Genomic DNA, 19,627 nt, shown 5'->3' with positions numbered 1-19,627 from the left:
ATTTCTTCTAACGGACCAGACCACAAGCCGCATTGGAGGCGATTGGCAACGGCGGGCCGTCAGTCCTGCCTGCGTTCGGAAGCCGCATACGCTCCTCACCAACCCCACAGCTCACGGCTCCCAGTTCGAGTTTCACGGAGCGGTGGCATGAGCGATCTCACCGAAGTGGAAGTGTTGTGGCTCGAGAAGCGTATCGAAAACCGCATTCGGTTCGGTCGCTTCGTCGAAGAACGGAAGATTGATCGCCACCGGCGCGTCCTGTCGTTCGCGCCAGGCAGCATCTTCGCCTTCGTACGTTGGACTTCCAACGACTTTGGAACGATCATTTCGCGGATCGATATCTTGCGCGCGGTCGCACCGGGACAGCGCTGCTCGACCGTGCCATACGTAAAGCCCGGCGGAGAGATTTTGCTGCGTCTCTCCGGCTGGCCGAAGGTCGAACGAGTATTGCAGATGACCGATGCCGTTGAGGCGCTCGGCATCGATCCTGCCGACGTCGCTCCTGATCATTGGCATCACGTTCATAACCGTCTGTCCGTCAACGAAAACCCGCGTCCCTACACGAAAGCACGCCATCAGGCCTGGCTCCATCGCCAGAGAGTGATGCGATGAGAGGCCGCCTGATGACGCTGACCACGGCGTCTGCGGTTGCTGCCGCGCTCGTCGCGACAATTGCCCTGAAGCCGCTTCCACTCTACATCTGGAATGCATCGGCGAGCGTGCCAAGCGGTATCTACCGGTTACGACCGGCAAAACGCTTCCATATTACTGAGCTGGTCGCCGTTCAGCCGCCGGAACCGCTCGCGACCTTTCTCGACTTGAACGGCTATCTGCCGGTCGGCGTCCCCATGCTCAAGCGAGTCTTGGCGCTGCCGGGGCAGACGGTCTGCAGAACCGGGCTCACGATTTCGGTCGACGACATTGCAATGGGCGAGGCGCGGGATCGCGACGCTCGCGGTCGGCCACTGCCGAAGTGGCAGGGCTGCCGCGTGGTCGGGGACGGCGAGCTTTTCCTCATGAACTGGCAATCGAGCGATTCGCTGGACGGGCGATACTTTGGATTTCTGCCGTCGTCGGCCGTCATTGGCCGTGCGCTCCCTTTGTGGACGTGGGAGGAGTGATCGTGCGTGTACCACGTTTCTTCCACGCCATTCTTCTGTTCGATCAATTGTCGAACCATTCCTCCGTCCCGACCAGTGTTTGCAAGGCCGACGCGCGCAGCGCCGGTCCAGGGCGGCCGAACGGTCGGCGCGAAGCAGCTTTACCCTGGACGGGCGCGAGCACGGCGGCATGCTTGGCTTGGTCAGGCGCGCGTGCTTGGGTTATCGTTCCCCTGATGCTCCTTCTGACCGCGTCCGACAGTGCTGTTCTGGCCGAGAGCGGATCAGCCGCCACTCCGGCGATCCGTCAGGCCGCTGACTCGTTTGCGGGCCTTATCGGTGAAGCCTCACAACGCTTTGCGATCCCGCTGGACTGGATACGCTCAGTCTTAAGCATTGAAAGTGCTGGTGACGTGCACGCCAGATCGCCCAAAGGCGCAATGGGCCTGATGCAAATCATACCGGCGACCTGGGCGGAACTTCGCGCGCGCGATATAATCTCGGCAGCGATCTCTACGACCCGCACGACAACATTCTGGCCGGGACGGCATATCTGCGTGAACTGCTCGATCGCTATGGCTCGCCTGGTGTGTTTGCCGCGTACAACGCGGGACCGTCTCGCTATGAAGAGCATCTCGCGGGCGGCCCTTTGCCAATCGAGACGCAAGCGTATGTGGCAACGCTTGCAAATCTGCTTGGCATCGAATTGCCTCCGACGTGGACGGTCGGCCGGCAGTCGCCGGCGGCTGCAACGTTGTTCGTCACGCGATCCGATCTGATGAAAACGCGCGATCGGTCGCCGGCGCTCATGCCTTCGAGCGGCGCCACGACTGCAATCTCAGTGCGCGATGTTTCGCCCATGGTCCCCCGGCCTATGGCCGTGTTCTCCCCTCGATGGAATTCGGGAGTATCGCAATGACCAGGTCTGCAGGTTCGCAAGCTATGGCGTGCTTCAGCGAGCAATTGGCGGAAGGGCGAGAGCTGTGGGCAAACACGACAGCAGGAGGGCTCTTCAAATCGGGCTTCGAGAAACCGGTGCACGGGGATAGCTGCCGTGTGGCCGAATCCGGAGCCCAGTGCAACGACTTAGGTGGTCGTTGCCACACAGGAGAGCTCCGATGAAGCTGTACGTTGGATTGGACGTCGGTCTTGAGGAAACCAGTCTTTGCATCGTCGATGGTGAGGGTCTCACCGTTCGCGAGGTCAAGGTTGTGACCGAGCCAGCGGCGATCCGCTCCGCAGTAGAGGGCTACACGGATCGCCTCGAGAGAGTGGGAGTCGAGGCGTCATCGCTTGGCATCTGGCTGTATCGCGAACTGCAGCCAGCGGGGCTCCCGATCATTGTCGTCGAAGCGCGTCACATGCGCGTTTCGCTGTCGACAATGCGTAACAAGACCGACCGGAATGACGCGCGCGGCATCGCGCAGATGATGCGGTTGGGCTGGTACCGCGCCGTTCATGTCAAGAATATCGACATGCAGAAGATGCGCACGCTGCTGACCAGCCGGAAGCTGCTCAAGCGCAAATTGATCGACCTCGAAAACCACGTTCGTGGTGCGCTGCGGGCCTATGGGTTGCTCGTTGGAGCCGTCGCCCGCGGTGCCTTTGAGGCCCGCGTACGCGAGTTGATCGAGCGCAGCGATCCGATCTTCGTAATGACCATTGAGGCCATGCTCGACGTGCGCCGCGCCATCCTCGATGGTTACGATCGGCTCCATCGTGTGCTGCTGCAGGTGGTCCAGCATGATGCTGTCTGCCGCCGTCTGATGACGGTTCCAGGCGTCGGTCCCGTTGCGGCTCTGTCGTTCAAGGTCGGCGTCGATGATCCCCGGCGTTTTGCGCGATCACGAACTGTAGGCGCGCATTTTGGCTTGGCGCCGAGGCGGCACCAGTCCGGCACGTCGATCGACTACGAAGGACGCATCAGCAAACAGGGCGATATCTCCGTACGCGAGGCGCTCTGCGAGGCGGCCGCAAGCCTGCTGCTGCGGGTCAGAAAATGGTCGGCCTTGCGGGCGTGGGGCCTGCGGATCGCCAAACGGTCGAGCATGCTCTGCGCGATTACCGCGGTCGCGCGCAAGCTTGCGAGCATTCTGCACCGGATGTGGGTCAGCGATACCGACTTCCACGTTGGTTTTGGCGCCAAAGTCACGCAGCGGCTGCGGTTGAAACCTGCACACTAGCCGCGGTGCAGATCACGACGGATGAGCTCTGGGTTTGCGCCCGGCATGTTGAGGAGGAGCCAAACTAGGGATCCGCGCGCGCGGTGAGCGTCCCCTGGCGGGGCCGCGAAACGGGGAATGTCCGCTATCTCTTGCCTGCTACCGCCCTTCGGGGACGAGAGCGCCGGACTGCTTGGACAGCCCTGTTTACGAACCTGATGAAGAGCATGCGATGGCCCAAGTGCTGAACGCGAAGGAACGCATGGACCCCGCCTGGTGAATGCACGTCGCGCACGCGGCTGTAGTGAAGTTGCGCGTTGTTGGTGCAGGGGGGCGGTGATGGCTGAAGTTCGAAGAGTCGAAGAAAAGCGTAGGAATGAGTTGACTTGTATGCGTCCGGATCCTGCACATGAGCTCAGGCCTTGACAGGATGATGAGCGTTCCAAGCCCACGGCAGCAGTTCGTCGAGACGGTTGATCGGATGTCCGCCGACCATTCGCTGCAGCACGTCACGCAGGTATGCGTAAGGCTCGACGTCATTGAGCTTGCACGTCTCGATCAGCGAACAGAGAATTGCCCATCGTCTTCCGCCGCCGTCGCTACCGGCAAAGAGGTGGTTCTTGCGGCCGAGCGCCACAGGTCGGATCGCTCGCTCGACGGGGTTCGTGTCGAGTTCGATGCGGCCGTCATGGAGGAAGCGGGTCAATCCATCCCAGCGCGACAGCGCATACCGGATCGCCTCGGCGAGATTGCCGCGGCCGGGCAGTTGCGGGAGCTGCACCTCGAGCCAAAGGCGAAGGCTGTCAATGATCGGCTTGGCGAGGGCGCGCCGCGTGGCCAGCCGATGCGCCGGCGATTGACCACGCACCTGCGCTTCGACAGCATAGAGGCTGGCGATGCGACGCAGGGCCTCGTGCGCGACGGGCGTGTCCTCGGCTTGCGCAACCTCGTAGAACTTGCGCCTGGTGTGCGCCCAACATGCGGCGAGAGTGATGTTGCCGGCGTCGGTCAGCCGCTCGAATCCCGCGTAACCGTCGACGTGCAGAACGCCCTTGAAGTGCGTCAGATGCGCCGCCGCGCGCTCCGCTTTCCGGTCGGGCGCGAACACATAAACCGCAGCCGGCGGCTCAGGCCCAGCCCAGCTGCGTTGATCGCGGGCATACACCCACAGCCGTCCGGTTTTGGTGCGGCCTCGGCCCGGATCGAGCACAGGGATTGGCGTGTCGTCGGCAAACAGGTGATCCGACGCGAACATGTGCTCGCACAGCCGATCGTGCAGGGCCTCAAACCACCAGCACGCGCCGCCGACCCATCCGGCGAGTGTCGAGCGCTCCAGTTCGACGCCATGGCGCGCAAAAATCTGCGCCTGCCGATAGAGCGGTGTGTGGTCGCAATATTTGCTGACCAGCACCTGCGCGAGCAGGGCTGGCGTCGCCAAACCGCCGGCGATCGGTCGTTCGGGCGCCGGGGCCTGTGTGATCGTTCCGCAGCTGCGGCAGGCAAATTTCGGGCGGCAGACGCGCACCACGCGCAACTGTGCTGGCACCCAGTCCAGCATCTCACTGACGCTCTCACCGATCGCATGGAGCGTGCCGCCGCACGTACAGCTTTCACTAGCGACGTTGAGCACGACTTCTTCGCGCGGCAGATGATCAGGCAACGGCTTGCGTTTCGGTTGCAGCGTCTTCGTCGACGCAGACGTCACCACCGAGGCTTGATCTGCCTCGACGGCCGACAGATCAATGTCCAGATCTTCCAGTCCAAGGGCGAGTTGGCCGGCGTCGAGACGCTCGGAACGACGCCCAAACTGCGCGCGTTGAAGCCGTTTAATGATTGTCTGGAGACGCTCGATCTCGCTGTTCCGATGCGCGATAACCGAGGCAATGTCGCGCACCAGGCGATGCAGAAGCGCAGTATCCGACGGCAGATTGTCGAGGTCGAGCTGCATGACCGATTCTACTCGACCACGCTGATTCGAAGAAGCAACTTCGCTATATTCTATGCGGGTTTTTGCGATTCAACCCGCAATGACTGGGCGCCATCGACGCTCCGGCGTGCGCCAATCGATGCCTTCGATCAGCATGGCAAGCTGTGCCGGGGACAGCGTCACCGTGCCGCCAGGATCGCTCATTCTCGGCCAGATGAAGCCGCCTTGGTCGAGCCGCTTGCTGAACAGGCAAAGCCCGTTGCCGTCCCAGAACAGGATCTTCAGCGTGCTTGCCTTCTTGCCTCTGAAGGCAAACAGGTGGCCGGAGAATGGATCCTTCTTGAGGTGTTCCTGAACGAGCGCGGCGAGGCCATCCAGGCCCTTGCGCATGTCGGTATAACCCAAGGCCAGATGCACTTTTACGCCGGCCGGCACGATCATCATCGCGCTGTCTCCCGCTCAGTGATCTGGCGACGGACCGCATCCGGATCGCTGCCGATCGGCGCGAAGACGCGGCGGCCATCATGCAATTTGACAACCGTCATGCCGTCAGGCGGCTGCAACAGATCGTGCAGAACAACCGGTGTCGACGACCTAGCGGCTCCTGCATCGGCCACCGCGACTGGCGCCAACTTGGCGCGCTTGCCCTTGCCGAACCCAAGCTCCGCTCGCCAGCGGAACAACATGCTAGTGACGATACCGTGCCTTCGTGCCGTCGATGATACGGTCTCCCCAGGTCGTTCGGTCTCCAGCACGATGGCGAGCTTTTCCTCGTCGGTGAAGCTGCGGCGGCTCTGCGTCTCAGGTGTTGGAGGATCGTCATTCGGCGTCGCTGTCAAGCGGCATTCAGCCGCGCCATCCTTAGCCCTAAGGTTTGTACTCAATCAGATGTATAATTTTACGTGGAGATATGATTCAAGCTCTGCATTTGCGGGGCTTGGATCATGGCGGGCGAGTTTTGGTTGAATGATCGGCAGTGGGCAGCAATCGAGCCCTTGCTGCCGCAAAATCAGCCCGGCGCTCGTCGAGTCGATGATCGCCGCGTGATCAGTGGCATCATCCATGTGTTGAAGTCCGGCTGCCGCTGGCGCGATTGCCCGGCAGTGTTCGGCCCTTACACGACCGTCTACAATCGCTGGAACCGCTGGTCGCGGCGCGAGGTCTGGCGCAATCTGTTCGAAGCACTTCGGGGCCTGTCGCCCGATGACGACTTCCAGGCCATCGATTCCACGACCGCCAAGGCGCACCGTGCGGCGGCCGGTGGAAAAGGGGGGCGGAGGCTCAGGCCATCGGTCGTTCCCGCGGTGGCAGGACCACCAAGATCCACGCCGTCTGCGACAGTCTCGGACGCGCCATCGCGCTCGAAGTAACGCCAGGTCAGCGTGGTGACATCCGCGCGGCGCTGCCCCTGCTCAGCTCTCTGCCACCACCGCGTTGCTGTGCGGCCGACACGGCCTATGACGCGAACGAACTGCGGCAATTCCTCATCGAACGGGGAACAACCCCGGTCATCCCAAACAATCCCACCCGAAAACGCTTCCATCCGTTCGACCGCGCCGCATACAAGCGGCGCAACCTCGTCGAGCGCATGTTTTGCAGGCTCAAGGACTGGCGGCGCATTGCAACCCGCTATGACAAGCTCGCCAGAAACTTCCTCTCGGCCGTCAATCTTGCTGCCGCTATCATTTGGTGGACCTGATTGAGTCCGGACCTTAGTCTTAGCAGTAGTGCTTAACAGTGGGCGGGCACTCGGATGAAGGTGCGTCCGCCAGTCGATTTCAACCTCATTGGCGTCGATCAAATCGCGCCATCGTCTCAAGCTGTGCTGCGATATGCCATGTGCTCGGGCATAGGCTTGCATGCTCAGACCGCACCACTTCATGGCTTCGACGTGCATCGCCCAGAACGCTTGCACGGCTCTGCAGCGGAGGTCCTTCGACACTGGGGCCAGCTTCTTCCGGAGCCGCTCCCGACGTTCCTCGCGACGCAATTCCGCACGTATTTTCAACGTCTCGGCGTCAACCAGGTGCCGCAGCCAGCGATCGAATGTGCCGCCACTGAGACGGTGCTGACGACAATATTTGCGCTTGCTGAGGCCGCTTCGCCGCCACGCTTCAACGTGTACCGACCAAAAGGAACGACGTGCTTCGTTCTTGAAATATCCCATACCCACCGGAGATCCTCCAATGCAGCAAGGAACCCGATATGGAACGACAACGCACTCTCGGAAAGTCGTGCAGGATTCGGACGCTTACGTTGACTTTGCCCGCCCGATTAGGAAGGCAAGATAAAAGGGGCTCGCCGGTCGAACCGCAAGCCATTGGCATGGCTTGGGTTCTGGCGTGCCGGTCGGTCGGGGTGCGTGCCGCGCGTTGCATTTTTACGAATGCGATCAAAGGCGTTTTCGGCACCGTGTGCTCTTTTGACCGTTGGGAGGCCCTGCCGTGAGCGTGGGCGACAGCGACCTGCGTATTCGGCCCGGGCGCATCCGCGGGACCCGGGCTCCGAAACCGAAGAGCTTCATCAATCAGGTGCTACGTGCCGCGAAGAAAGCCGGTCATACCTCGGGACAGCCCGCGGCTGGCAGGCCTTCTGCGGCCTATGGGCGCTCGACGTTTGGCCGCGGTCGGCTGGCCTTTAGTCGCAGCCGGTTGTTCAGCCCGACGCGGCGTGTCGTGGTGAAGGCGCGCGTGGTTCGGCACAAAGGACGAGCCTTCCGCTCAGCACCAATGACCGCCCACCTCTCATATCTGAAGCGCGACGGCGTGACCCGGAGTGGTGAGCGGGCCGAGATGTTCGATGCCGGCAGCGACCGTGCTGACGGCACGGCTTTCGCAGAACGGTGCAAGGACGACCGGCATCATTTCAGGTTCATCGTCTCGCCCGAGGATGCCGGCGACATGACCGACCTTAAGGCCTTCACCCGCGATCTCGCCAAGCAGATGGAGACCGATCTCGGCACGCGGCTCGATTGGGTGGCTGTCGATCATTGGAACACGGACAACCCCCACGCCCATCTTCTCGTTCGGGGAGTAGATGAGGAAGGGGCGGATCTCGTGATCTCCCGCGACTACATCAGCCAGGGCCTGCGCTCACGCGCCGAGGAACTGGTCGCCATCGAACTGGGCCCAAAACCGGAGCACGAGATCCGCAATTCGCTAGAGAGGGAAGTCATGGCGGAACGATGGACGCGCCTCGACCGGGAGATCCGGCTGGCGGCAGATGAGACCGGCTATATCGATCTTCGCCCGGAGAATCCCGGAAAGTCCGATCCCGAGATCCGGCGCCTGATGGTCGGTCGCCTTCAACACCTGGAGAAGATGGGCCTTGTCGCATCCGCCGCACCAGGGGAATGGATGGTGGGGCTCGAGGCCGAGCGTAGCTTGCGCGACCTCGGCATGCGCGGCGACATCATCAAGACCATGCACCGCGCCTTTACCGAGCGTGGGGAAGCGCGCGGCGTTGCCGACTTCGTCATCGAAGGCGGACAGCCGACGTCCCGGATCATCGGACGACTGGTCGACCGTGGATTGCATGACGAACTGACTGGCGAGGCCTACGCCCTGATCGACGGAACAGACGGACGTGCTCATCACGTGCGTTTCCGAGGGCTCGAGGCCTTCGACCACGCTCCACCAATTGGCGGCATCGTCGAAGTTCGACGCTTCGGTGAAACCGGCGATCCCCGCCCCGCCTTGGTGCTCGCGACACGTTCCGATCTCGATCTCGGTGGGCAGGTCACTGCAAAAGGGGCCACCTGGCTCGACCATCGACTGGTCGAACGCGATCCGATGTCGCTCGCCATGGGCGGATTCGGCCGCGAGACCCGCGACGCCATGGAAGCCCGTACCGAGCATCTGATCCAGGAGGGCCTGGCGCGGCGGCAGGGCCAACGCATCATCCTGCAGCGCGACCTCCTGAACACGTTGCGCCGACGTGAACTGGACGAGGTGGCCGCAAAGGTCTCGGCCGACACCGGCCTGCCTCATGCGAACGCCGCCTCTGGGGAGCATGTGGCGGGCACGTATCGCCAGCGGCTGACACTCACCTCGGGACGCTTCGCCATGATCGACAATGGGCTCGGCTTCCAGCTAGTGCCCTGGTCGCGCGAGCTCGAACAGAGGCTCGGCCAACACGTCACCGGCGTCGTGAAGGACGGCGGCGGTATCGAATGGGGCTTTGGTCGGAAGCGCGACCTCGGCCTCTAGCAATCTCTCCAATTCAGTTGCGGAAGGGCGTTCGGGATGTCCGGAACAAAAATCCTCTGGGGACAGGTGATCGTTGTTGGCCTGATCGTTTTGCTGGCCATATGGGGAGCAACCGAGTGGACGGCGTGGCGGCTCGCCTATCAACCGGAGCTCGGGCAGCCCTGGTTCGAACTGTTGGGCTTCAAGATCTACTACCCACCGATCTTCTTTTGGTGGTGGTTCGTCTACGACGCCTATGCGCCGCAGGTCTTTGTCGAGGGGGCCTTCATCGCGGCGTCGGGGACCTTCATTTCGATCGCGGTGGCGATCGGCATGTCGGTTTGGCGGGCGCGTGAGGCCAAGAATGCTGAGACCTATGGTTCGGCCCGCTGGGCTGATGCGGAAGAGGTTCGAGCGGCCGGACTTCTCGGTCCGGATGGCGTGGTGCTCGGCAAGCTCGATCGCGACTACCTGCGCCATGACGGGCCGGAGCACGTCTTGTGTTTCGCGCCCACCCGGTCCGGCAAGGGTGTCGGCCTCGTCGTTCCCTCGTTACTGGCCTGGCCTGGCTCGGCCATCGTGCACGACATCAAAGGTGAGAACTGGAAACTGACCGCCGGCTTCCGCTCGCAGCATGGCCGCGTCCTGTTGTTCGACCCGACCAACTTAAAGTCTTCGGCCTACAATCCGCTACTCGAGGTCCGGCGCGGGGAATGGGAGATACGCGACGTCCAGAACGTGGCCGACGTCCTGGTCGACCCCGAAGGTTCGCTCGACAAGCGGAACCATTGGGAGAAGACCAGTCATTCGCTCCTCGTTGGTTCCATCCTCCATGTCCTCTATGCCGAGGCAGACAAGACCTTGGCTGGCGTGGCCGCTTTCCTGTCCGATCCGAAGCGGCCAATCGAGGCGACGCTGAAGGCGATGATGACCACCGCGCATCTTGGCGAGCAGGGTGCTCATCCTGTGGTCGCCTCGACCGCGCGCGAACTCCTCAACAAGTCAGAGAATGAACGCTCCGGCGTCCTGTCCACTGCGATGTCGTTTCTCGGGCTCTACCGCGATCCCGTGGTGGCCCAGGTGACCTGCCGTTGCGACTGGCGGATCGCGGATCTGATCGCAGATAGCCGCCCGACGACGCTCTACCTCGTGGTGCCGCCCTCCGACATCTCCCGGACCAAACCATTGATCCGCCTGGTGCTAAACCAAATCGGCCGGCGTCTGACCGAAGACTTGCACGCGCGTGACCGCCGGCATCGAATCCTGATGATGCTCGACGAATTCCCGGCACTGGGCCGGCTTGATTTCTTCGAGTCCGCGCTCGCCTTCATGGCAGGGTACGGCATCAAGAGCTTCTTGATCGCGCAGTCTCTCAATCAGATCGAGAAGGCCTACGGGCCTAACAATTCGATCCTCGACAACTGTCATGTCCGAGTCAGCTTCGCGACCAACGACGAGCGGACAGCCAAGCGGGTGTCCGACGCCCTCGGTACGGCGACGGAGATGCGGGCGATGAAGAACTATGCCGGGCACAGGTTGAACCCCTGGCTGGGACACCTGATGGTCTCGCGCCAGGAGACGGCAAGGCCGCTGCTGACCCCGGGCGAAGTCATGCAGTTTCCGCTGATGGACGAGATCGTCATGGTGGCGGGGACGGCGCCGATCCGGGCGAAGAAGGTGCGCTACTACGAGGATCGGCGATTCACCGAGCGGGTTCTGCCGCCGCCCGATCCGGTGAGCGCCGGCCGATCATCGCGAACGGACGGATGGTCAGCGCTCGGAATGCCGATGCCGGCGGGAAGTCCAACTGACAAAGCCGCGGAGGCCCCGGAAGACACGGCGAACAGCGGGCTCCGTCGTGAGCCCGAACTGCCCGATCACGTCGCGATCGCCAAGGAGACGACCGAACCGACGCCGGCGGAGGAATTTGCCGTCGTACTCGACGATGACGAGGATGCAGTCCGTCAGTCCCGGCTCATACGCCAACAGATGCGCGGTGTAGCCCGTCAAGTCGCCATGGACCCGAATGACGGTATGGGCCTGTGAGGCAATATGCGCGACCGGTTGAACGTCTACTTCCCGCCAGAGCTTCTGAAACAGATCTCGGATCTTGCCGATCGCAAGAAGCTTTCCCGGTCCGCAATCGTGGAAGCGGCGGTCGCCTCCTTTCTGTCACCCGACGGAGCGGACAGGCGAGAAGCCGCGTTTACCCGTCGCCTGGACCGGCTATCGCGCCAGATGCAGAGGCTGGAACGTGACGTCGGTCTGACGGCTGAAACCTTGGCCCTCTTCATTCGCTTCTGGCTGACGATTACACCACCGTTGCCTAACGATGCGCAGGCGGCCGCGCAGATAAAGGGCCGGGAACGCTTTGAAGGTTTTGTCGAGGCGCTCGGGCGCCGTTTGCAAAAGGGGCAAAGCTTTCTGCGCGAGATTCCAGAAGATATTCGCCGTCAGGAACCGGTCGAAGAAACCTGACTGAGCTTCCTAGATACGCTATCGCGCCGTCCCTTCTTTTTCTACGCCAGCCTACGACCGCAGCAATTTAGCCGAACTGACAAAAAGCTGGACGCGCTATCGACTCGCACGAGCTGAGAGCAAAAGGGGCCAGCATGCAAATCTCAACAGCATGGCGTCGAATCGCATGCGTTTTTCTCCCGTTTGCTGCTGGATACTATCTTTCGTATCTGTTTCGAACGATCAACACTTTGATCGCCAGCTCGGATACCGGGCTTGGGACGGCCGATCTTGGGTTGCTTACGTCGGTCTATTTCCTGGTTTTCGCGGCGGCTCAGATCCCTGTCGGCATATTGTTGGATCGCTTTGGTCCGCGTCGCGTCCAGAGTGTTCTGCTCTTGGTCGCAGCAGTGGGCGCCGGACTGTTCGCGGTATCGACGGGCTTTCCGCCACTTTTGATCGCGCGTGCGATGATCGGGCTTGGCGTGGCGGCGGCGCTGACGGCCGGACTGAAGTCCGTCGTTCTCTGGTTTCCCAGGGAAAGAGTAGCCTTGCTGAACGGCTACATGATCATGCTGGGGTCGCTAGGAGCGGTGACCGCCACGGCTCCGGTCGAGCACCTGCTCGCCTGGATGGGCTGGCGACAGCTCTTTGAGATCCTGGCGGCCGCTACCGGTGCGACCGCCGTTCTCATCTATGTCGTGGTGCCCGAACGAGACATTGTCCCATCAGCAACGCGCGCCACCCTTGGCTCCGTTTTCGGCGATCGGCGCTTTTGGCGAATGGCCCCGTTGTCGGCGACTTGCGTTGGATCTGCCTGGTCCCTGCAGGGACTGTGGGCATCGCCGTGGCTGAGCGACGTAGAGGGGCTTGATCGCGCAAGTCTCGTCCGACAGCTTTTCATTATGTCGATCGTCTTGAGCTGCGGTGCCTGGTTGTTCGGTATGACGGTCCATTGCATCAAGCGAAGAGGAATCGGGACGGAAACGATATTAGGGACGGTTGCAGTGCTGTTTATCGCAGCCGAGTTGGCCTTGATCCTGCGAGCGCCTCTTCCGTCCATCTTGCCCTGGTCCGTTGTCGCAATTGTCGGAACGGCAACCGTGGTGAGCTTCGCGGTAATAGCGGATTACTTTCCGCAGGAGCTTGCCGGTCGTGCCAATGGCGCCTTGAACGTCTTGCATTTTGGTTGGGCATTTCTGGCACAATACGCAACAGGCCTGATCCTGGAGCAATGGTCTGCAAATGATGGCCACAGGCCCGTCATGGCCTATCAAGTCGCCTTCGGTCTCAACGTAGCCCTGCAGATCGCGGCGCTCGTGTGGTTCGCGCTGCCTTGGCGCCGATCCGTCGTGTCATGGATAAGTTCAATTCCTTTCTTCATGCCGGCTAGGCAGTGTGGACTCTAAGGATTCCCTTTTGAGAGCAAATCAGATTCAAGGCTGCTTTTGGGGAGGCAGTCTTGGGTGTGATGGATCGTTTGGTATTGAGCGACGCGGCCTGGGAGCGCATGGCGCCGCTGATCATCGGCCGGCCCGACCAGAAGGGCTCGACCGGGCGAGACAACCGGATGTTCGTGGAAGGTGTGCTTTGGATCGTGCGCACGGGCTCTCCCTGGCGTGATCTTCCGGAGGTGTTCGGGGACTGGAACAGTGTGTTCCGGCGCTTCAGCCGATGGAGCGCCAAGGGTGTTTGGTGGCGGATCTTCGAGGCGATGTCCGATGATCCGGACTTCGAATACCTGATCGTCGATTCCACCATCGTCCGGGCGCATCAGCACGCCGCCGGCGCGAAAAAAGGGGGCCTGAAGATCAGGCGCTTGGCCGCTCGCGCGGCGGCCTGAGCACGAAGATCCATATGGCCGTTCGCGGCTTGGGATGTCCTGTCCGGTTCACGCTCACCGCAGGCCAGAAGGGCGATGCACCGCAAGCCGCTGCGTTAATCGAGGGACTGCCTGCCGAGGTCGTCATCGCCGACACGGCCTATGACGCCGATCATTTGCGCAAACACATCGCCGCCAAAAACGCGCTCGCCGTCATCCCCAACAACCCGTCACGCGCGCTCAAATATCCGCTCGACAAGCATCTCTATGCCCAGCGCCATCTCGTGGAATGCTGCTTCTCCAAACTCAAGCAGTTTCGTCGCGTCGCTACCCGCTTCGAAAAAACCGCCCGAAATTACCGAGCCGTCGTCACTCTCGCTGCCATCGTCCTATGGATGCGATAAGTGTCCACACTGCCTAATGGTTCAAACGTTACCGAGGCGGTTGGTGTGTATGAGAATTCGATCATACTTCTGCCCGCGGATGACGATGCTGAGTGGTGAGAAGCAAGCAACTGGCAGCTAACCGACACCATTTTCTACGCCGGTCTACGATCTAGGAGGTGGATGTTGCTCTGATCGAGCCCATCCGCTTACCTTCAATGCCATTCTCCTCGACATCGATAACGGTCCCTAGGGCCTACCCGCAGGGCTAATAACGCGCTGTATGGCGAGTCCGGACTCAAGATTGTGCACACCTCGTTGCTCCGCGGCGGCGTGCTTGCTGTTTGGTCGTCCGGTCCGAACACCAACTTCCAAAATCCCTGTCCCAGGCCGGGTTCGCAGGCAACGAAGTCGCCGTCCGTGCCACGGGCATGGGCCGTGGGATACGCCACGTGATCTGGATCGCGGTCAAGGAATAGCAGGCCTTGCTGTTGCGACGCAGCAAGGTCTCCGCGGGGCCCCTTCGCTTCGATTGTATTGAAAATGAAGGGCCGTTGGGTTTCACTCGGCGACACGTGAAGCCTCGAGCTCTTGATCTGTCTGATGCAGGCGACATCGAATTTTGGGGTGCAGGAGACGCACGGGATCCTGGACCGCTTCCAGGCCGAATTCCGCGGCTCGAGCGAAGGGCTCGGCTGGTCGTCGGCGTTTGCCTCGGTCCAGCGGGAACGGCCGTTTGACGGGCACTTCCACGCGCTATCGGACAATCTGATGGTGCTGCATCGGGGTGGCCCGGTCGACATCACTTATGTGATGGACGGCAAGTCGGTTGATCGGCACATCCCGCGCGGCGGCGTGTTCTTCCTGCCGGCGGGGCACGCCTGCAACGTGGTGCTGCATGAAGCGCTCGAATCCACCCACATCTATCTGCGCTCCGACCTGTTCGCCGGCCGGGACGGCGCCCCCAGCCTGATCGGCGGGCTCGCGCCGATGCTCGGCGATCAGGATGCCGTGCTGGAGCATCTCGCCGCGGCGATCGGCGATACCATCACCGGCGGCCTGTCGGCCTCGTCGCTGTTCGTCGATCCGATCGCGCAGGCGATCGCCAACCGTTTTGTCGCGATCAATTTCCACAAGCCGAGCGTAGAGGCCGGCAAACATCCGAACCTGCTCAGCAACCGGCAGATGGCGCGCATCCGCGAATTCGTCGACGCCAATCTCGATACCGATATCCGGCTCGATCAACTGGCGGAGCTTTGTGGCCGTAGCACCGAATATTTCGTGCGCCTGTTCAAGGCGACCAGCGGCGTCTCACCCTATCAGTACGTGCTCAATTTGCGCATCGAGCGTGCCAGGGCGCTGCTCGCCGACGAGACGCAGAGCCTCGCCGACATCGCGCTGGCTTGCGGCTTCTCCCATCAGGAGCATTTTACGCGGATGTTCCGCCGCTTCACCGGAGTGACGCCGGGGCGATACCGGCGTAGCCACTAGCTCCCGGCGGCCGGAGCAGGCGAGGGCGCGCGGCCCGGCCGCTACGGTTGATTTTTCCGGTTTTGTGCAGATTTTCTCCGGTTTCGTGCAGGCCCGCCGCGGCCGCCGCCGCTAGCTTCCCCCCAACAAGACAAGATCGCCGGTTCGCCGGCCTGGGAGGAATGCGATGAGCATCGCAATGCCCGATGCCGGAGGCGCACCCGTTGCGGCAGCCGGTAATGCCAGCCAGGGGGTCTTTGCCTATTGCTCGCAGCAATATCGCGTGGTGTTCGGTGCCGGCACCTCGACGCGTCTTGGCGAGGAAGCGGAGCGCCTTGGCATCAAGCGGGCGCTGGTGCTCACCACCCTTGAGCAGCAGGATCTCGGGCGTCGGCTCGGCGCAGGCCTCGGTGAGAAGCTCGCTGGGCTGTTTTCCGGCGCACGTATGCATACGCCGGTGGAGGTTACCCACGAAGCACTGGGTATCGTGGAGTCCCGCGACATCAACGGGCTGGTCGCGATCGGCGGCGGCTCAACAGTCGGGCTCGGCAAGGCACTGTCGCTGCGGACCGGGCTGCCGCACATTGCGATGCCGACCACCTACGCGGGCTCGGAAATGACGCCGATCCTTGGCGAAACGACCAACGGCATCAAGACCACGCAGCATTCCCAGGATCTGGTGCCGGACACCGTCATCTACGACGTCGATCTCACCGTCAGCCTGCCGCCGCGCGTCTCGGCTGCCAGCGGCCTCAATGCGATCGCCCACGCGGTCGAGGCACTCTATGCGCCGGACGCCAATCCGCTGACCTCGCTGATGGCGGAGGACAGCATCGCCGCGCTCGCGCGTGCGCTGCCGCGCATCTTGGTGGAACCAGCCGATGCCGGGGCGCGGCGCGATGCGCTCTACGGCGCCTGGCTGTGCGGCGTCTGTCTCGGCGCGGTCGGCATGTCGCTGCACCACAAGCTCTGCCATGTGCTGGGCGGCATGTTCGACCTGCCGCATGCCGAAACCCACGCGATCATGTTGCCGCATGCCGCCGCCTACAACGCCGTTGCCGCGCCTGACGCGATGACTCGGATCGCGCGCGCATTGCGCACGACAGATGCCCCGCGAGGGCTGTTCGACCTCGTGCGCCGGCTCGCTTTGCCGCGCCGGTTGGCTGACATCGGAATGCCTGAGGACGGCATCGCGCGCGCCGCCGAGATGGCGGTGCGCAGCCCCTATGCCAATCCGAGACCGGTCGAACGCGCCGCGATCCATGACCTGATCGCGGCGGCCTGGCGCGGTGACGCGCCGGCGCAGCACTGACATCTCGCAACATCTGAGAATAACACGATGGCCAATTTCAACGAGCACGACCTCACCGAGGAGGTGCTTCGCAGCTTCGCCAAGACGCCGAACAAGCGGCTGAAATATGTCATCGAGGAGACGGTCAAGTCGCTGCACGATCTGGTGCGCCGCACCGAGCTCACCTTCGATGAATGGAATCAGGCGATCGAATTCCTGACCCGCACCGGCCAGACCTGCACGCCGCTGCGCCAGGAGTTCATCCTGCTCTCCGACGTGCTCGGCGTCTCGATGCTGGTCGACGCCGTCAATCACCGCGAGCGCGAGGGCGCGACCGAGACCACGGTGCTCGGCCCGTTCTATGTCGGCGAGCACCGCGTCACGCCGCACGGCGCCAACATTTCCGAAGGCATCGACGGTGAGCCGATGTTCGTGCAGAGCCGTGTCACCGACCTTGCCGGCAAACCGCTCGTCGGTGCCGAGATTGACGTCTGGCACGCCGACGACGACGGCTTCTACGATTCGCAGAAGGCGGACTACGCGGCTCACGGCCCGTCGCTGCGCGCACGCTTCGTCACCGATGGCGACGGCCGCATTTCGCTCCGCACTATCCTGCCATGCAGCTATCCGATCCCGACCGATGGTCCGGTTGGCGATCTCATCACCGCCACGCAGCGTCATCCGATGCGGCCCGCGCATGTCCACTTCCTTGTCAAGGCCGAGGGCTACGAGCCTCTGATCACCCATGTCTTCCTGGATGGTGACGAATATTTGCGCAGCGACGTCGTGTTCGGCGTCAAGAATGAGCTCATCGCACGCGTCGAGCCGCGCAGTGAACCGGCGTTGCCGAACGGCGAGCGGGTCTACGGCCCGTGGCACCTGATGACCTACGATTTCCAGATGAAGCCCGGCGCAGGCCTGGTGCCGAAGCCGATGACGGCTGCGGAATGACGATCACAATAAGACGACCAAGGAGAGGAGCATGACCAGCAAACCGATTGAGACCGACGTGCTTGTCGTCGGCAGCGGCCCGGCCGGCGCGACGGCGGCGGCGCTGCTCGGCATGTATGGCGTCAAGCATATCCTGGTGACCAAATACGGCTGGCTCGCCGACACACCACGCGCTCACATCACCAACCAGCGTGCGATGGAGGTGCTGCGCGACCTCGGCCTTGAGGACAAGGCGGTCGCGCAAGCGGTGCCCCAGCATCTGATGGCCAACAACGTGTTCTGCGAGAGCCTCGCCGGCGAGGAGTTCGGCCGGCTCTATTCCTGGGGCAATCATCCCGCGCGCAAGGCGGACTATGATCTCGCCAGTCCCACCCGCATCTGCGACTTGCCGCAGAATTTCCTCGAGCCGATCCTGATCGAGGCCGCGGGCCAGCGCGGCACATCGCTGTGCTTCAATACCGAGTTCGTCGACTTGGTGCAGGATGCCGACGGCGTCACGGCGACCGTGAAGGACCGCCTGTCCGGCGAGACCTACCAGATCCGCGCCAAATATCTGATCGGTGCCGACGGCGGCCGCAGCCGGGTTGCCGAAGTGATCGGGCTGCCGATGGAGGGACAGATGGGCCGCGCCGGCAGCATGAACATCATCGTGCAGGCTGATTTAAGCAAGTACGTCGCGCACCGACCGAGCGTGCTGTACTGGGTGCTGCAGCCGGGCGCTGAGATCGGCGGCATCGGCGCCGGCCTGATCCGCATGGTGCGGCCGTGGAACGAATGGCTGATCATCTGGGGCTACGACATCGAGCAGGGCGAACGCAAGCTCTCCAACGACGAGGCGATCTCGATCGTGCGCAATCTCGTCGGCGACGAGACGCTTGAGGTGAAGGTCCGCTCGACCTCGACCTGGACCGTGAACGAGATGTATGCCGGCCACTATTCGTCGGGCCGCGTGTTCTGCGTCGGCGATGCCGTGCACCGCCATCCGCCGACCAACGGCCTCGGCTCCAACACCTCGATCCAGGATGCCTACAATCTGTGCTGGAAACTCAAGCTGGTGCTCGAGGGCCACGCGGCGTCGTCGCTGCTCGAGACCTATTCGGCCGAGCGTCAGCCCATCGGCAAGCAGATCGTGACCCGCGCCAACAAGAGCATCGGCGACTTCCCGCCGATCTTCGACGCGGTGGGCCTCGTCGCCTCGACCGATCCGGCCGAAGCGCGCAGGGCGATTGCTGCGCGCAAGGCGCCGACCGCCGAGGGCAAGGCGCGCCGCAAGAAGCTTTATGACGCCATCGCCAACAAGAGCTACGAGTTCAACTGCCACGGCGTCGAGATGAACCAGCGCTACGGCTCGACCGCCGTCGTATCCGATGGCACGCCGATGCCGGCCTTCAGTCGCGATCACGAGCTCTATTATCAGGCCACCACCTGGCCCGGCGCGCACCTGCCGCACGTCTGGGTCGAGCATCAGGGCCAGCGCAAGTCGACGCTCGATCTCACCGGCAAGGGCCGTTTCACGCTGCTCACCGGGATCGGCGGCGACGGCTGGAAGACCGCCGCCGCCGCGGTCGAGAAGGCCTACGGCCTGCCGGTCGACGTGGTGACCATCGGGCCGCAGGGCTGCGATGCGCTCGACATCTATGCCGACTGGTATCGCCAGGGCGAGGTGGACGAGGACGGTTGCGTGCTGGTGCGTCCCGACATGTATGTCGCCTGGCGCGCCAAAGAGGCAGTGGCGAATGCTTGCGATGTGCTGCTCGAGGTGTTTGGCCAAATTCTCGGCCGCAGCGCGCAGGCGCAGACGACGTCTGTCGCCGCCGCGTGACGCGGCGCGATGCCGGCATTCTTTTTCAGAACGAAATGAGCGGCAGCCGGCGTGC

The 19,627-nt window shown here is 62.7% G+C and carries 18 protein-coding genes and 2 pseudogenes; 17 read left to right on the top strand and 3 right to left on the bottom strand.

The genetic code is table 11. From position 1 onward, the window contains the following. The first annotated feature begins 147 nt into the window (after positions 1-147). From MTX23_RS24480 to MTX23_RS24460, 5 genes and pseudogenes are all read left to right on the top strand, one after another. Complete coding sequence (locus tag MTX23_RS24480; protein WP_280972727.1) at positions 148-612, top strand: DUF2840 domain-containing protein; 465 nt, start codon at positions 148-150, stop codon at positions 610-612. Next, positions 609-1,121, top strand: coding sequence for a S26 family signal peptidase (locus MTX23_RS24475; protein WP_280972726.1), 513 nt, complete (start codon positions 609-611; stop codon positions 1,119-1,121). The genes MTX23_RS24480 and MTX23_RS24475 overlap by 4 nt, the downstream gene beginning before the upstream one ends. Before the next feature lie 215 nt (positions 1,122-1,336). Beyond that, positions 1,337-1,528 (top strand): annotated as a pseudogene (locus tag MTX23_RS24470) (lytic transglycosylase domain-containing protein); the annotation flags it as partial. Further along, positions 1,525-2,019 carry a lytic transglycosylase domain-containing protein gene (locus MTX23_RS24465; RefSeq protein ID WP_348637575.1) on the top strand — a complete coding sequence of 165 codons (495 nt, stop codon included), beginning with the start codon at positions 1,525-1,527 and terminating at the stop codon, positions 2,017-2,019. The pseudogene MTX23_RS24470 and the gene MTX23_RS24465, both read left to right, overlap by 4 nt. A 199-nt stretch (positions 2,020-2,218) precedes the next feature. Continuing rightward, positions 2,219-3,283: an IS110 family transposase gene (locus tag MTX23_RS24460; RefSeq protein WP_280972725.1), complete on the top strand. Its 1,065-nt coding sequence runs from the start codon at positions 2,219-2,221 to the stop codon at positions 3,281-3,283. A gap of 394 nt (positions 3,284-3,677) precedes the next feature. Here the strand turns inward: MTX23_RS24460 and MTX23_RS24455 are convergent, their stop codons facing one another. The 3 genes from MTX23_RS24455 to MTX23_RS24445 all read right to left on the bottom strand — a co-directional run bounded on the left by MTX23_RS24455 (position 3,678) and on the right by MTX23_RS24445 (position 6,028). After that, a complete protein-coding gene (locus tag MTX23_RS24455; RefSeq protein ID WP_280972724.1) occupies positions 3,678-5,210 on the bottom strand; it encodes an IS66 family transposase in 1,533 nt (510 codons plus the stop codon). A gap of 69 nt (positions 5,211-5,279) precedes the next feature. Next, entirely contained in the window at positions 5,280-5,633 is a 354-nt protein-coding gene (gene tnpB, locus MTX23_RS24450) for an IS66 family insertion sequence element accessory protein TnpB (protein ID WP_045003380.1), read from the bottom strand. Then, a complete protein-coding gene (locus tag MTX23_RS24445) occupies positions 5,630-6,028 on the bottom strand; it encodes a transposase (protein WP_280972723.1) in 399 nt (132 codons plus the stop codon). The genes tnpB and MTX23_RS24445 overlap by 4 nt, the downstream gene beginning before the upstream one ends. A gap of 105 nt (positions 6,029-6,133) precedes the next feature. On the opposite strand from MTX23_RS24445, the gene MTX23_RS24440 reads away from it, so the two are divergent. The 12 genes and pseudogenes from MTX23_RS24440 (at position 6,134) to MTX23_RS24385 (ending at position 19,572) form a co-directional block, all read left to right on the top strand. Beyond that, positions 6,134-6,888, top strand: a protein-coding gene (locus MTX23_RS24440) for an IS5 family transposase (RefSeq protein ID WP_280972604.1) whose coding sequence is annotated in 2 segments (ribosomal slippage) — positions 6,134-6,467 and positions 6,467-6,888 — 756 coding nt in all. Because the reading frame shifts where the segments join, the coding sequence is not laid out codon by codon here. A 54-nt stretch (positions 6,889-6,942) separates the two neighbouring features. After that, positions 6,943-7,449, top strand: a complete 507-nt coding sequence (locus MTX23_RS24435) for a hypothetical protein (protein ID WP_280972722.1) — start codon at positions 6,943-6,945, stop codon at positions 7,447-7,449. A gap of 184 nt (positions 7,450-7,633) precedes the next feature. Further along, complete coding sequence (locus MTX23_RS24430) at positions 7,634-9,397, top strand: DUF3363 domain-containing protein (RefSeq protein ID WP_280972721.1); 1,764 nt, start codon at positions 7,634-7,636, stop codon at positions 9,395-9,397. Between the two features lie 36 nt (positions 9,398-9,433). Further along, entirely contained in the window at positions 9,434-11,422 is a 1,989-nt protein-coding gene (locus tag MTX23_RS24425; protein WP_280972720.1) for a conjugal transfer protein TraG, read from the top strand. Positions 11,423-11,428: 6 nt separating this feature from the next. Continuing rightward, on the top strand, positions 11,429-11,854 hold the full coding sequence (locus MTX23_RS24420; protein WP_280972719.1) for a CopG family transcriptional regulator: 426 nt from the start codon (positions 11,429-11,431) through the stop codon (positions 11,852-11,854). 134 nt (positions 11,855-11,988) lie between these two features. Then, complete coding sequence (locus MTX23_RS24415) at positions 11,989-13,242, top strand: MFS transporter (protein ID WP_280972718.1); 1,254 nt, start codon at positions 11,989-11,991, stop codon at positions 13,240-13,242. 53 nt (positions 13,243-13,295) lie between these two features. Beyond that, a protein-coding gene (locus MTX23_RS24410; protein ID WP_280972717.1) for an IS5 family transposase occupies positions 13,296-14,059 on the top strand; the annotation gives its coding sequence in 2 pieces (ribosomal slippage) (positions 13,296-13,637 and positions 13,640-14,059; 762 coding nt in all). A gap of 193 nt (positions 14,060-14,252) precedes the next feature. Then, positions 14,253-14,517, top strand: a pseudogene (locus tag MTX23_RS24405) (spermidine synthase); the annotation flags it as partial. A 124-nt stretch (positions 14,518-14,641) separates the two neighbouring features. After that, positions 14,642-15,529, top strand: a complete 888-nt coding sequence (locus tag MTX23_RS24400; protein ID WP_280972716.1) for an AraC family transcriptional regulator — start codon at positions 14,642-14,644, stop codon at positions 15,527-15,529. Positions 15,530-15,695: 166 nt separating this feature from the next. Next, positions 15,696-16,820, top strand: a complete 1,125-nt coding sequence (locus MTX23_RS24395) for a maleylacetate reductase (RefSeq protein ID WP_280972715.1) — start codon at positions 15,696-15,698, stop codon at positions 16,818-16,820. A 27-nt stretch (positions 16,821-16,847) separates the two neighbouring features. After that, a complete protein-coding gene (locus tag MTX23_RS24390; protein ID WP_280972714.1) occupies positions 16,848-17,750 on the top strand; it encodes an intradiol ring-cleavage dioxygenase in 903 nt (300 codons plus the stop codon). Positions 17,751-17,781: 31 nt separating this feature from the next. Next, positions 17,782-19,572: an FAD-dependent monooxygenase gene (locus tag MTX23_RS24385; RefSeq protein WP_280972713.1), complete on the top strand. Its 1,791-nt coding sequence runs from the start codon at positions 17,782-17,784 to the stop codon at positions 19,570-19,572. Positions 19,573-19,627 lie beyond the last annotated feature (55 nt).

The sequence above is a fragment of the Bradyrhizobium sp. ISRA436 genome, assembly GCF_029910015.1.
Taxonomy (GTDB): domain Bacteria; phylum Pseudomonadota; class Alphaproteobacteria; order Rhizobiales; family Xanthobacteraceae; genus Bradyrhizobium.
The sequence above is the reverse complement of the archived record's forward strand: the minus strand, read 5'-3'. Positions and strand labels throughout refer to the sequence as shown.